Origin of the sequence: Candidatus Chloroploca mongolica, from assembly GCF_004762035.2 — a bacterium.
Lineage (GTDB): Bacteria > Chloroflexota > Chloroflexia > Chloroflexales > Chloroflexaceae > Chloroploca > Chloroploca mongolica.
Genome location: NZ_SIJK02000010.1, coordinates 43,117 through 56,858, shown reverse-complemented (window position 1 = coordinate 56,858; position 13,742 = coordinate 43,117). Strand labels below are relative to the sequence as shown.

The window sequence follows — 13,742 nt, the reverse complement described above, 5'->3', positions numbered from 1 at the left end:
GCGCCAATACATGGCGCTTTGCAAGATGAAAGCCGTACCTATGCCCCAGATCACCCCGCAACAAGACCAGGCTTTCCGCCGTCGCCTCGAAATTGGCGGAGCCTTTTCGCGTGTTCTGATCCCGCTGAGCCTTGGGATCACGCGACGCGCCCTGCTCCGCGCTGGCGTGAGCAGCCACGAACGCCGGCTGGCAGGCATTCTGAGCCACTACTACTACGCGCCTGCGCACCGCAAAGCGGTGACGAGCCACCCGCTGGTGCTTATTCACGGCATTGCCGATAATGCACTGACCTGGGCGTTCACCATGCGCGGCATGACCAAAATCGGATCCGTCTATGCGGTTGATCTCCCCGGCTTCGGCCAGAGTGGCTACCCACCGGGGCGTCGTTTTGCCACGATTGCCGAGCAGGTAGCCGTGATCCAGGCCCTGATCCGCGAGGTAATCGGCCAACCCGCAATCCTGGTGGGCAATTCGATGGGCGGATGGGTCGCGGCGCGAGTCGCCGAACTATCGCCTGAGTTGACTCGTGGCATCGTCTTGCTTGATCCTGGTGGAGCGCAACTGAACGGACGACCTTCGTGGGAGCATTTTGTTGCAACCGTGAGCGTTCCCGATTTTGTGACGGTACGTCGTATCTACCGCCAGATGTTTGGGCGCGTTCCGCTGGCGCTCTATCTGGGCCAAGCCAGCTTTCGCGATCTCTTCGCACGCGATGCCGTGCGCCAATTTATTGAGGCGGCGAGCGAAGACGACTTCTTCACCTCCGAAGACCTGCAAAGCATCAGCACCCCAACCATGCTCATCTGGGGTGACCGCGACCGTTTTTTACCCGAAGGATCATTTGAGTTCTTCCGTGACAACATGCCGCGTGCCGAATTGCACGTCCTCAAAGGATCCGGCCACCTGCCCCAACGCGAACAACCGCGACGACTTGTCCGCCTTGTGCGTTCATTTGCCCTCAAGCAGGGCGTGCCTTCCAGCGGGAAGTAGGGGCCTGCGGCCCACACGTAGCTCTGCTGTGTTCAAAAAAAAGCCAGCTACGCTGGCTTTTTTCTGAACACAGCAAGAGGTTTGAGGCATCAGCCTTCATAAGGAAAAAAGATGAAAATTCACGCGCACACCCTCGCCAACGGCATGCTCGTCTTGATCCGCGAAGTTCATAGCGCCCCAGTCGCCACCAGTTGGATCTGGTATCGCGTGGGGAGTCGCAACGAGCCAACGGGTCAAACGGGAATTTCGCACTGGGTTGAGCATATGCTCTTTAAGGGGACGCCAGCCGTGCCCAGGGGGGAACTTGATCGCCTGATTGCCCGCAATGGCGGTACCTTCAACGGGTTTACCTGGGTGGATTATACGGCCTACTACGAGACTTTGCCGGCAGATCGCATCGAACTCGCCCTGCGTCTCGAAGCTGACCGCATGGTCAATGCTCTCTTTGAACCTGACGAAGTTGAAAGCGAACGCACGGTCATCATCGCCGAGCTCGAAGGGGCCGCGAACTACCCGGAAACGTGGCTCGATGAGGCGGTGAAGGCCAGTGCGTTCACGGCTCACCCGTACCGTCACCCGGTCATTGGCTACAAAAGCGATCTCCTCGCGATGACCCGTGACGAACTCTACACCTATTACCAGACCTTCTATATGCCCAAGAATGCGGTGCTGGTGATCGTCGGCGACGTTGACACCGACACCATCCTGCGTCAGGCCGAAACCCATTTTGGGTCACTGCCGTCAGGGCCGTCCCTGCCTTTGGTACGCGCAGTCGAACCAGAACCCCAGGGTGAACGGCGCGTTGTGATCCGCCGCCCCGGGCCCGCCCAATATGTGCAGATCGGTTTTCTTGCGCCTGATTGCCATCACCCCGACTTTGCCGCTACGGTGGTGCTTGATGCCGTGTTGAGCGGGGCAAAAGCGCCCAGTTTTATGGGCGGCGGCGCTCCGACCAACCGGAGTGCCCGGATCTACCAGGCCCTTGTCGAGACCGAGTTGGCTGCCGCCGCGTGGAGCAGTTTTATGCCCACCCGCGACCCCTATCTCTTTGAACTGAGTGCCATTGTGAGTGAAGCACATAGCGCCGAAGAGGTCGAAGCGGCGCTGCTGCACGAACTGGTGAAGATCCAGCAGGACGGCATCACACCCAACGAACTCGCACGGGTACTCAAGCAGATGCGGGCCCAGATTGCCTATAGCCTCGAAAGCGTGACCAATCAAGCCTTGCAAATCGGCATGTGGGAAGTACTCGACAGCTACCAGCGCGGCGAGACCCTGCTCGAAGAACTTGCCGCTGTCGAGGCTGCCGACGTGCAACGTATCGCGCAGACCTATCTGACCAGTAAGCGGAGTGTGACCGGGTTTTTTCTGCCTACATCAGAGGGGCTAGAGGACTCTCTGACGTAGGCGGATGAAGGGGGGCTGCGGCCCTACCTCTCTTCGGAAGATGACTCCGCCAGGATTTTGGGTAGCATCTGAGCGAGGATGAGGGTGCTCAGGGCAGACTGTTCGCCGTTGTTGCCCTGGATAAAAACTGGGCGTGGTGCGTTGCGCACGAGGGCTTCGGCGACCTGGATGCGCCGGAGGGCCAGTTCGTACTGCAGGACAGCGCGATTATCCTGATACGCTTGACCAAGATATTCGAGGCCGCGGGCTTCATTTTCGGCCTGCTTGAGGGTGGCCCGCCCGCGGGCCTCGATCTCCCAGCGCACGCGTTGCGCCTCGGTCTCTTTCTGCTGAATGGCACGCGCCACATCTTCACGAGCTTTGTTGATCGCAGCTCGTACCTCAACGAGGCGGGCATCACGCACCTTTTTGGCCCGCTCGATCTCCATCAGCAGGCTATCGGCGCGCTGACGACGTACCAGTTCCCATTCGCGGGCATAGGCTTCGAGTTCCTTCGAAACACGCTCACGCGTCGCAAGGTGCTGCTGGTACTGGTCGGGCAACTGCACATCGGGGATGTTCGCGCCGGTAATGCGCACACCATAGCGGGCCAACAGACGATTCAGGCTCTGTTGCATATCGCCAACATCCGAGCCGCGCAGGTCATAGGCTCGCTCGGTTTCAACCTGACGTGAACGCTGCCGGATCGCATCCTGTACCGCGCTACTGAGCACCATATCGAAATTGCTTGCCCCAATATTGCGCACAAAAGCGACTGGATCCTCGATGCGGAATTTCAGGAAGAATTCAATCGACTTGAGCGGCACATTTTCGCGGGTCGGGCTCGAAAGCACCGGGGCCGTATAGGGGATTTCGGTGCTTGTATCCACAACGGCCTCAACCTTCTCCCAGGGCCACCAGAGATAGTGCAACCCAGGATCGAGCGTACCAACAATGCGGCCCCAGCGCGAATAGACTGCCGTGGTACCCTGTTCGATCTCGATCATCGCCGTACGCCAGAGCGTCACCCCGGCGATCAAGAGGAACAGCAACGCAAGCGGAGCGGTGAGAATAGCCAACGCAAGGCCACCAAACAGGGCAACCCCTACAAAATAAAGACCTGCGGCCAACCAGGCCAGCCACACCGCACGCCGCCGATCCTTAGGAATGACCACCGGCACCACCTGGCCGCCCTCACCCGAGCGAAGCAACTCACGAATATGCCCCCAGGTAGCGACGGCCTCGCGCACTTTGGAAAAATCACGTCGTGGTTCAGTCACTGGACTCACCTCCTCCAGGCAGGGGAGCCATCGCCGTCGTTGTCTCATCGGCAATCAACTGGCGCAACTGCGCATTCCTGGTCTTGATACGAGCCTTGATCTCATTGAGGCGCCGGGTAATCGCCTGAACTTCCTCGGGGCTATAGAGCGGATCATCGGTAATGCCAAGCATCTTGCGGGCGGTCTCAAGAAAATCAATCACCTGATGATCGCCACCCGTCTGGATCACCTGGGGCAAATGCTCAGCGACGGCTTCGAGGCGGTCGAGCACCTCACGCTGATAGCGGTACTGCAGAATCGCGGGATGGGCAGCGGCACCAACGGCACGAATATCGAGCGCCTGCGCCTCGAGCAGCGCAGCATTCGCCCGGGCCGCACTCTCGGCCTCACTCAACAACTGACTGGCATAAGCACTGGCGCGATAGCTCTCTTTTTCGCCTGCCGTATCAATTTGCGCCTGATAGGTTGCAATCTCGGCGCGAATCGCCGAAAGCTGCTCACGGAGACCAGCGAGCTCGCGGTTGAGATCGCCTTCGTCCTGTTCTTTGCGCAACTGCAACTCGTACTGATAGGTATACGCCTCTTTCGCGACCCGCACCATCTCGGGGGCCGCAAGATCCATGCGATACTCTTGGCTTGACGGCTCGGCGTGGGTAATATTCGCATTGACAAAACGCACCGCCGGCAGAAACTGCTGATTCAGCGTATCAATGACCGTCTGGGTACTCTCGCCGACGAGATCATAGATCGCGGCGGCCTTCTGCTCGTAGATCAAGGCACGGGTCACTTCGCTGACGGCGCTCTGCAACTTTTCTTGAAAGCCGCGTGCGCCCCCGAGGGTAAAGATAAACGCAGGCGGATCCTCGATTTTGAACTGCAAAAAAAGATCAACCGACGCATTGACGCGACTGGCCGTCGGGGCCTCACGGATCGGGGCATTGTAGGGATACTCACGGGTCGTATTGACGATATAGCTCACCCGCGCAAAGGGATCGAGGATCATCGTACGACCGGCGGGGGCCACCCGTTCGAGCTTACCAAAGCGAGTAATCAGGGCCTGACACCCATCGGGCACCATCACATAGCTATTGCGCCAGAGATTGTAGGCGACATAGCCAAAGAGCACGAGCCAATAGTGGGGGCCAAAGAGCGCCCACCCCAGATTGCCCTGCCCAAAAACAAGATTGGTTGCCGCATCAACCAGCGCCGTCATCGCCAACCCAACGACCCCAAGCAAAGCAAAGAAACCGGCGATCAGCACCCAGAAGAGCGACCGTGGATCACGCGGGATCACGACGGGCGAGATGACATTCGTAAACTGACCCGACGCAATATCACGCTGGGGAAAACTACGATTCACCGTCTCGGCAGCCTCATCGAGTGGCGTCGTCATCTGCTCGATACGGGTACCTGCCGATTCACCCGCACTGCGGGGCGACAGGAAATCAGCCGCGTCAAGGCGAAACTGCTCGATCTGCTCAGTACCGATCAGATCCTGAGCAAGATCGAGCACACGCCGTGCGTTTGTGTTTGTCATAAAACCTCACATCCACACATCCAGGCTCAGCCATCGGCTGCGGCGCGCAGAAACTTCCGCACAGCCTTTTCAAAAGCATACGGGCGTTCATCCATTGGATTATGCAACGCACCAGAAACCTGATGATAGATGGCACCGGGGATCAATTCAGCGAGGCGGTGGGAATTCGCCGGAGGCACCAGGCTATCAAATTGACCTGAGAGCACAAGCGTAGGTACCGTAATCCGGGCGAGGCGATCACCAGTCTGGGTCGCAAAGAGCGAACGATAGACACGGTGCAAGCCTTCAGGTTCAAACATCGCCAGATAGGACGAACGGCGCAACCAGGGGCGAATCCAGCCTCCTCCGTGTTCGTGGGGAATGCGGAGACCGAGGGGGCGCGCACGACGCCCAATCAACTGGGTCAGGCGCAACAGCCCCCAACCAAGTTGTGGCAAGAGATAGACTCGGGCATAGATAGGCATCAGATGGGCATCAACCGCCGCATCCACGAGCACCAAGCGCTGGACAAGGTCGGGATGCGCCAGGGTCAACTCGGCAGCAATCGCCCCGCCCATCGAATGGCCCATCAAGATAATCTCGGTCAGACCGAGATCGGCGCAAAACTGGGCCACAACATCGGCGAGCAGCGGAATCGTGTGCGCGCCTGCCAATGGGGAATCGCCGTGACCGGGAACATCCAGGGCAAAACAACGGTGATCACGCCCCAGGCCACGCAGCGTGCTCCACCAGAGTTCCTTGAACGCCCCCCAGCCGTGCAGCATCACGACGGGCGGCCCAGTCTCACCGGCACAGAGATAGGCAAGGCGAGGATGGGGATGCAGGCACGCCTGGATTGCGGACGGAGGCCGATCCGCCCGTGGAACACGGACATTGTTGTCATTGAGAGCAGCCATACGCTGCATTATAACAAGCCTGGCTTCCGCTCTCCATCATGATTAACCGTGCAAAAGTATTGCAAAATATTGACAGACAGTGTACAATAGAAAAAAAGACAACGGTAGGGTTGTGATTTCGAAAGAACTTCCTTATAATACTCACGCAACCACCACCACCACCTTCATCAGCAACAGAGGATCGTTCGAAGTTCAGCCTGATGAGACCATCGGACTGGTACCAGGGAAGGGATGGTATGCCCGTTCAACTTACGATGTGCAGGTTCTGCATTCGCAGCCGACCTGAAGTGCAGCGCACCGTTGCCCAACTCGTCAAAGAGTTTCCGAACCAGGTCGAAGTTGAAGAACTCGACTGCATGGCAGCATGTGACGATGTGCCAGCCATTATGATCGAAACTGACTATCACCCACAGGTTGCGCCCTGTGAGCTAGCTCGCCTCATCCGCGAGCGTCTGACCCCTCAGGCAACTTCGGCGCACCCTGTTGGGGTACCCGCCCCATCCCCACCTGCATAGGGGGCATCAAGGCCTCCAGAAACACAAAAAGGCCAGTTTTGCTGGCCTTTTTGTGTTTCGCACATAGCCCGGTGTATGCTCAGGCCAACGTCGCGCTGGCGAGATCAGGGCGATTCGTAATAATCCCCTGGACACCCAGGGCCGCAAGTTGGCGCATACGCTGAGGCGCATCAACGGTCCAGACATTGACCTGATAGCCAGCCTTGCACACAAGAGGAATAATCCGGTCAACGAGGGGCAATTCGTGCGAGGGATGCCATGCGGCGACAGCGAAGCGACGCAGGGCCAGAAAAGGCCAAAACTCGCGGAGGCGTACATCAGGGCGATAGGTACGGGTTCCCATCAAATACGCCCGGCGCAACACCGGATCCGCCGTTTGCACCTCACGCAGAGCGGCAGGGGCAAATGAAGAGACGATCACCTGATCAACGAGGCGGGCCTGACGCACCAGATGGGCACACTGCCTTCCTGTACCGACAGCCTTGAGTTCAATGTTCAGGGCAATGCCGGTCGTAGCGGCAAAAGCAAGCACCTCCTCGAGGATGGGGACACGTTCGCCGCCGATATCTAGCGCTTGCAATTCGGCCAAACGACACGTCGCAACCGGACGCGGGCGGCCATCCCAGCGCTCGGTTGTATCATCGTGAAAGACCGCAAGGAACCCATCGGCGGTGGGTTGCACATCCAGTTCGATCATCCCGGCCCCCTGACGATAGGCCAGTTCGAACGCAGCCATCGTATTCTCGGGTGCATAGGCTGAGGCACCACGATGGGCAATAATCAGTGGCATAGGCATAAGGCGCACAAAAAGACCATGAAGGTGTAACGTAGTAAAAATCGAACGCAACACACTTCATGGTCTTAAAATATATTGAGAAGGCCGCTAAACCGACAACTCGGCAGAAGCGGCAATTGCCAATTCAGCCTGCCGAGCCTCTTCATCAAGCATCGGATTCAACATGCGCTGCATCGCCATCACGTGTGCGCAGGTTCCCCACGTCTGAAAGAATGCACAATCGCAAGTCCAGTGGCCTTCGCGCAGAACCACTTCGTGCTTGCTATTGCCACCGTTAAAGTTCGCACGCAACTCGATAAATTTCACCCGATCAGGTTCAGCAGCATAACGGCGGGCCTTTTCAATCTTGCCGATCAGATCTGATTGCATTTCGTGCCTCCTGTACTTCCTGAACTCCCATTGTCCAGATATGCGGAGCGTAAACAAAACAACAGGGGCGGCAGCAGGACATTATCCCGCGCCGCCCCTTAGGAAATCAGCTCTTTTGTCAGTTTTGCCCCCATGGTGGCTCCTTGATCAAAAGTTAAGCAACCCTTAACATAAACTTATTATACGAGTGTGCGAGGGGCACGTCAAGGAGCAATTCAACGACCATAGAGGAAAGCCATCCAGCTTTCTAATGAGCGACAACGCCTCGCTAGACGACAGAATAATCAGTGAAGATTTGCGCATTAAACGGTTGGCCGACGTTAACTTTGACGCATACGGCGGGCGAGATCGAGAATGCGTTGCCCATACTCAGTCCCAGGAACAGCCCAGATACCATTGAGACCAATGATCGTCGGGGCGATGCCACGGATCTGCGCAGCGAGTGGTCTAACGGCGAGCGCATAGTCAATCAATTCACGCTGATAGGGTGTCGCCGCCCAATCAGGCAAGGCATAGGCAAGGAGGCGCCCCAGATGTGCCCGCACCGAGAAGCTATCCCAGGCGGCAAAACTCGCCCCTTCGCGCCAGCGGGTTCCATCCCAGGCCCAGTTAACCCCAGGAGGATTCTCGGGAGTGCCATCACGCATGGCTCCGGTGACGGCAATACCAGCAGGATTACGGCGCGGACGATCACACCACCACGAGGTCAGGCTGCCTGTTTCATGGGCGCACTGCGCAAGTGCAAGAAACCAGTCAACCCCAGCTTCGTTGCCAATCCGCTCATAGGCCCCGACAATCTGCAACAGATCGTAATGAGTATAGATTGTTGAACGCGCATGGAACCATGCGATTGCTTGATCAAACCGCCCCGACGGGCCAGCAACGATCCAGCCCTCATCATTGGGCCAGGGTCCCGAATGTGTGTCAGCAGGTTGCAGCACCAACGGCAGATAGGCTTGATGAGACGAAGCTGAAGCAGCATCTGCCGTACGATGCTGTACCACTGCGCCCATTGCCCCTGCGGTGAGCATCAAGCGGAGAAACTGTCGTCGCGTTGTCATAGGATGAGCCTCTAGCTATCTCTTTGATCCAAGGATATGTATTGAATCAAACGTCTCACGAGGCTCAACCTGGATGATAAGAAGCTGGTAGCTGGCTCAATACACCTGCCGGTGGGGTTTTGCGGGCCGCAGGATCCAAGAAGCTTGCGTATACTGACGCAAACAGCCAACTGCGCTGGCTGTTTGCGTCAGTATACGCATAGGCTTTCAGATCGAGACCCCGGCAAAAAGATCTGTTTCATGCAGATTGGCTTCAGGCTCGGGATAGGCGCGCATAAAGGTATCACGGCCCCCAAAGAGGCGGGCAAAGATGGCAAAGAAGCTGCCCCCAAAATTGGTTCCGCCCTGACTCGCGTGGCACCGCGCTGCGGCCATGCGCGCCTGGGCCATCGGGAGGTAGTCGATCTGGGCGTGTACCGGGAAATCGACTTCGGCGAGCGAGGCAAGGTCAACATCGTGGTTCCGTCCAAACCGGCGTGGATCACGACCAAAGAGGGGCATAAGCCGCACAAAGATGCGCAAGAGACGACGGGGAATCGTTTGAAAGTAGAGTTTTTGTGGCTGCCAGGGAGGCAGATCCCCAGGGAAGCGGGCAGGATCGCCAGCAGCATAGAACGCAGCGACGGTCGCCTGATGAATAGCAATATGATCCGGATGCCGGTAGCCGCCAATCGGATCAAAGGTAACAACAACATGGGGGCGTAAGCGGCGGATATGCTGAACCACCCGGTCTGTCACCTGTTCAAGTGGTTGTGCGGCCAACGCCTCGGGATGGTCGTTCGCAGGGGTATCGGGCATCCCCGAGTCACGATAGCCGAGCAGCGTGACACTGGTCAACCCAAGTGCTTGCGCAGCACAGGCAAGTTCCGCCTCGCGGCGTGCGGCAAGTGACGGATAGCCAACCAGAAACTCGGGGTCAGCCGCACCCTCTTCGCCACCAGTGGCACAGATCAGGTGAACATGCGCCCCCATCCATGCATAGGCGGCCAGCGTCCCGCCGATCCCAAACGACTCGTCATCAGGATGCGCGAGCACGGCAAGCAAGGTTGGGCGAAAACCATCTGTGTTTGGTGACGTGGACATTCTTTTACTTTCTTCTTTTTGATCAGGGCTGATGGTTATTCAGAATGGATCAGGGAGTGCCGACTTCAGTCGGCTTAGCAAGAAGCCGACTGAAGTCGGCACTCCCATAGGCGCATGTTCATGCTTCATATCAGCGGTGAAAACTCGTGCGTAGGCTGCGAAAGACGGCTCACGTTACTGCCCGTTTTCCCCAGCCTACGCACGCTTCCGGAGTCGACAGCCCGTCACAAAATACGTTTCCCCAACGCCGAGAGCGCCAGATCGACGGCGAGGGCAGCAGTAGCGTTCCGTTCATCGAGAATCGGGTTGACTTCAACAAGATCGAGGCTGCGCATACCACCGGCGTGGGCAATGATTTCGAGCGCGAGATGGGCCTCACGACGCGAAATGCCACCCGCCACCGGCGTGCCAACCCCGGGGGCCTCGCGGGGATCGATGACATCAAGATCAAAGCTGACGTGAAAGCCACCGGTACCTTGCTGGGCAATCGCGACGGCGGCCTCAATGACCGCCGCCATACCTCGGCGATCAATGTCGTGCATGGTGAAGACATGGATCGAGGCATGGAGCAACGCTTCGCGCTCGAGCGGATCGAGATCGCGCACGCCAACGAGGGCAACGTGCCCCGGCTGGATCGCCGGGGTTCGCCCGGCAAGCCCGGTCAACAACGGATGTCCACGCCCCGTCAGGGCAGCCAGCGGCATCCCGTGGATGTTGCCGCTGAGGGTCGTCTCGGCGGTATTGAAATCGGCGTGAGCATCAATCCAGATAAGACCGGGGGCACAACCACGCGCACTGCCACTGGCCGAGCCGAGCGAGAGGCTATGATCCCCGCCGAGGATGAGCGGTAAAAAGCCGTCGGCAATGCTCGCCTCAACCGTAGCAGCCAGGGTCGCACACACCTCGGCAATTGGCTCGAGATACCGCAGGCACTCACCAGGGGCCGGTGGCGCACTCGTCTCGACCATCGGCGTAACAAGGTTACCAAGATCAACAATCGGATAGCCAAGATCCTCGATGCGCCGACGCAGGGCCGTATAACGCATCGCACTTGGGCCCATGTCAACGCCACGTCGTCCAGCCCCCAGGTCAAGCGGTACCCCAATAAGGGCGATTTTCTCAGGCTTCATTCGCACTGGCAGCTGGCTCAAGCGGCAACCCCTCAGGCACACCAAATCGCACTTCGAGCACACCATTGCGGAAGACTGCTCGGCGCGCAGGACGTTCGGCAAGGGTCATCGGCAGGATCATATCGCGCCGGAAGTTGCCAATTTCGATAAAGAGCTCATCGCCACGCTTAGTCATCGCGACTTTGCCAATTTCGACGTGCGGCAGGGGCAGACGCATCACATACTCTTCGCCCTCACGCACAATCTCCTGAGTCTTGCCCCGAAACTGCACTTTGACCGGGTCGGTCTCACCAAAAAGGGCCCGGCCAACCATCGAAAGATCGTCAACACCAGCAAGATCACGGGCATAGTGGGGGCTTTCCCAGATCGGCAGTGGTTGAAAAATATCGTAAGCCATCTGGCGATAGCCCTGCTGGATACGGGCGAGTTCCTGCATAAAAGCGCCCTCGGCCTGGTCAACCGGCAAAACCCGGTTGAGAACCACCCCGTCGACCGGATAGCCAAAGAGCGCAAGGTACGTCGCCGCACGCTGGGCCTCTTTGATCACCATGCGTTCAGGGTTGATGACGAGGCGATACGAGCTGATTTCAGGATCAATCAGCGTTTCACGCAAGGCTTCGACCCCTTTCGAGAGGCGCTCGAGGGTCGCAAACATATCGGTTGCCGGAATCAACTGCTTGACGAGGGGGCGGGCAGCCTTCAGCGTTTGCGGCTCCCAGTCCATCACCCGCGCAGCATACCAGGTAAAGGTTTCAGGCATCGTCAAAAGGCGAACCGTCTCGCCGGTCGGGGCGGCATCAACCACCACAACATCAAACTCGCCCGTTTTGGCCTGGCGACGAATATGGAGCAAACTGACAACCTCTTCCATTCCTGGAATGATTGCCAACTCTTCGGCAGCAACTTCGTCGACCCCGCGCCGCCGCAGCAAGGTTGACAGGTAGCTACGCAACTCGCCCCAATGCTCACGCACCTCGTCAAGCACATTAATCTCCTGGCCCCAGAGACGATCAGTCAAAGGGGTAGGACTAGAACCAAGAGGCGCATCGAGGGCATCAGCAAGGCTGTGCGCAACATCAGTACTGACAACAAGGGTACGATAACCTAACTCGGCGGCCCGGACGGCCGTAGCGGCGGCTGTGGTCGTCTTGCCAACCCCGCCTTTGCCAAGATAGAGGATGAGCCGCATATGTGTTATTCTCTCTCTCCACTAAGATACAATGGAAGTGCTTGCTCTCTTCATTTGACGCTTCTTCTATTGTACGTGTTGCATAAGAGGGCGTCAAACGTGATTGACAGTGCGTGAGAGGCTGTGCTACCCTGAAGGTGTATATCGTTCGTTCAACGCGGAGAGGCGCACGGAGTGCTGACTGATCTCTATTTGATTCGTCACGGTGAACCCGCACGCAAAGCTGATGTCCCCTATCAGACACTGCCTGGACCTGACCTTTCACCACGCGGGCGCGAAGAGGCGCGTCAGGCAGCGTCGTTTCTTGCTACAATGGGCCTGGAACATCTCTTTGTCTCGCCGTTTGCCCGCACCACCCAGACGGCCGAGGTACTTGTCGAATACCTGAATATCCCTGTTACCTTTACTGGTCTCGTGCAGGAGCATGGCCCCCACGAGCCGTTCGAGCAGGTGCGTGAGCGCCTCCGCGAGTTACTGGCGGCCACACAGGACTCACCCTATCAACGCATCGGTCTGGTGACGCACGGTTCACCGATCCGGGCACTGTTACTCGAAATGAGCAGTGAAAAGATCGATCTGAGCAAGCATGTCTATGCGGGAGGGAACCCCGCCCCCACCTGTGGCATCTGGCATATTCACCGTGTTGACGAACATACGCAGCGTTTTGAACTCATCTTTCGACCATCATGAGCAAGGAAGAGCCAGCCATCCCAAATAGTCTGCTTGAGGCGCTGCGCACAGCCCAGCATGTTGTTGTGCTTACCGGGGCAGGTATTTCAGCCGAGAGTGGCATTCCGACCTTTCGCGATGCGCAGACGGGCCTCTGGGCGCAGTACAGTGCCGAAGAACTCGCCACTCCCGAAGCCTTTCAACGCAATCCGCGCCTCGTCTGGGACTGGTATGCGTGGCGACGACAGACGGTTGCTGCAGCCAGGCCGAACGCTGGTCATCTTGCGCTAGCTCGTCTCGAAACCCTTGTCCCGACCTTTACCCTGATTACACAGAATGTTGATGGCTTGCACGCAGCCGCCGGAAGCCGCGAGCCAATCGAGTTGCATGGGAATATCATGCGCGTACGCTGTGCGCTCGAGGCGACGCGGTATACGACCTGGAGCGAGGATGGCACGTTGCCGCCACCCTGTCCAACCTGTGGCGCACCCCTGCGCCCCGATGTCGTCTGGTTTGGCGAACAATTGCCCGTCATTGCCCTCGAGCGAGCCTGGGCCGCCGCCGCAACCTGTGATGTCATGCTCTCGATCGGCACCTCGGGGCTGGTAGAGCCAGCCGCGTCGCTGCCACGGCTCGCCTACAACCGCGGGGCAACCGTCGCGGTGCTAAACCTCGATGTCACCCCACACAACGAAGAACGACTCTATCTCCTCAACGGCCAGGCGGGAAGCCTGCTGCCAGCGCTGGTGGCCGCCCTGGAGCAAAAGGGGTAAAACCCGGGGAAACCTGCCAGGTGTGCGCCGAGACAGCGCTCCGCTACCCCCAGGATCCTTAAAACCC

Annotated in this window: 14 protein-coding genes; 5 read left to right on the top strand and 9 right to left on the bottom strand. The window is 58.2% G+C overall.

The annotated features are described in order from the left end of the window. Window positions 1-40 precede the first annotated feature (40 nt). Both EYB53_RS07660 and EYB53_RS07655 read left to right on the top strand, forming a co-directional pair. Window positions 41-991 carry an alpha/beta fold hydrolase gene (locus EYB53_RS07660; protein WP_135477674.1) on the top strand — a complete coding sequence of 317 codons (951 nt, stop codon included), beginning with the start codon at window positions 41-43 and terminating at the stop codon, window positions 989-991. A gap of 111 nt (window positions 992-1,102) precedes the next feature. Further along, the gene (locus EYB53_RS07655) at window positions 1,103-2,398 is read left to right on the top strand and encodes a M16 family metallopeptidase (protein WP_135477618.1); all 1,296 of its coding nucleotides are present in this window, start codon (window positions 1,103-1,105) and stop codon (window positions 2,396-2,398) included. 23 nt (window positions 2,399-2,421) lie between these two features. On the opposite strand, the gene EYB53_RS07650 is transcribed toward EYB53_RS07655, so the two are convergent. From EYB53_RS07650 to EYB53_RS07640, 3 genes are read right to left on the bottom strand one after another with little or no spacing between them, the layout of a single operon-like run. Continuing rightward, window positions 2,422-3,657 (bottom strand): SPFH domain-containing protein, encoded by a 1,236-nt coding sequence (locus EYB53_RS07650; protein ID WP_135477617.1) that lies wholly within the window; start codon window positions 3,655-3,657, stop codon window positions 2,422-2,424. After that, complete coding sequence (locus tag EYB53_RS07645) at window positions 3,650-5,194, bottom strand: SPFH domain-containing protein (protein WP_135477616.1); 1,545 nt, start codon at window positions 5,192-5,194, stop codon at window positions 3,650-3,652. Before EYB53_RS07645 ends, EYB53_RS07650 begins: the two co-directional genes overlap by 8 nt. 26 nt (window positions 5,195-5,220) lie before the next feature. Continuing rightward, complete coding sequence (locus EYB53_RS07640; RefSeq protein WP_135477615.1) at window positions 5,221-6,090, bottom strand: alpha/beta fold hydrolase; 870 nt, start codon at window positions 6,088-6,090, stop codon at window positions 5,221-5,223. A gap of 236 nt (window positions 6,091-6,326) precedes the next feature. Here EYB53_RS07640 and EYB53_RS07635 point away from each other — a divergent pair, with 236 nt between their 5' ends. Continuing rightward, complete coding sequence (locus EYB53_RS07635; RefSeq protein WP_135477614.1) at window positions 6,327-6,605, top strand: NAD(P)H-dependent oxidoreductase subunit E; 279 nt, start codon at window positions 6,327-6,329, stop codon at window positions 6,603-6,605. Window positions 6,606-6,684: 79 nt separating this feature from the next. Here EYB53_RS07635 and EYB53_RS07630 read toward each other — a convergent pair whose 3' ends face one another. The 6 genes from EYB53_RS07630 to EYB53_RS07605 form a co-directional block, all read right to left on the bottom strand. Further along, window positions 6,685-7,401, bottom strand: a complete 717-nt coding sequence (locus tag EYB53_RS07630) for a glycerophosphodiester phosphodiesterase (RefSeq protein ID WP_254150955.1) — start codon at window positions 7,399-7,401, stop codon at window positions 6,685-6,687. An 87-nt stretch (window positions 7,402-7,488) separates the two neighbouring features. Continuing rightward, window positions 7,489-7,770: a hypothetical protein gene (locus tag EYB53_RS07625; RefSeq protein WP_135477613.1), complete on the bottom strand. Its 282-nt coding sequence runs from the start codon at window positions 7,768-7,770 to the stop codon at window positions 7,489-7,491. Between the two features lie 320 nt (window positions 7,771-8,090). Further along, window positions 8,091-8,831: a glucosaminidase domain-containing protein gene (locus tag EYB53_RS07620; RefSeq protein ID WP_135477612.1), complete on the bottom strand. Its 741-nt coding sequence runs from the start codon at window positions 8,829-8,831 to the stop codon at window positions 8,091-8,093. Window positions 8,832-9,038: 207 nt separating this feature from the next. Further along, entirely contained in the window at window positions 9,039-9,914 is an 876-nt protein-coding gene (locus EYB53_RS07615; RefSeq protein WP_135477611.1) for a PIG-L family deacetylase, read from the bottom strand. Between the two features lie 224 nt (window positions 9,915-10,138). Further along, window positions 10,139-11,044 (bottom strand): arginase, encoded by a 906-nt coding sequence (rocF, locus tag EYB53_RS07610; protein ID WP_135477610.1) that lies wholly within the window; start codon window positions 11,042-11,044, stop codon window positions 10,139-10,141. Further along, on the bottom strand, window positions 11,034-12,233 hold the full coding sequence (locus EYB53_RS07605) for an ArsA family ATPase (protein ID WP_135477609.1): 1,200 nt from the start codon (window positions 12,231-12,233) through the stop codon (window positions 11,034-11,036). Before EYB53_RS07605 ends, rocF begins: the two co-directional genes overlap by 11 nt. A gap of 174 nt (window positions 12,234-12,407) precedes the next feature. Here EYB53_RS07605 and EYB53_RS07600 point away from each other — a divergent pair, with 174 nt between their 5' ends. Both EYB53_RS07600 and EYB53_RS07595 read left to right on the top strand, forming a co-directional pair. Then, entirely contained in the window at window positions 12,408-12,923 is a 516-nt protein-coding gene (locus EYB53_RS07600) for a histidine phosphatase family protein (RefSeq protein WP_135477608.1), read from the top strand. Next, a complete protein-coding gene (locus tag EYB53_RS07595; protein ID WP_135477607.1) occupies window positions 12,920-13,675 on the top strand; it encodes an SIR2 family NAD-dependent protein deacylase in 756 nt (251 codons plus the stop codon). Before EYB53_RS07600 ends, EYB53_RS07595 begins: the two co-directional genes overlap by 4 nt. Window positions 13,676-13,742: the final 67 nt, after the last annotated feature.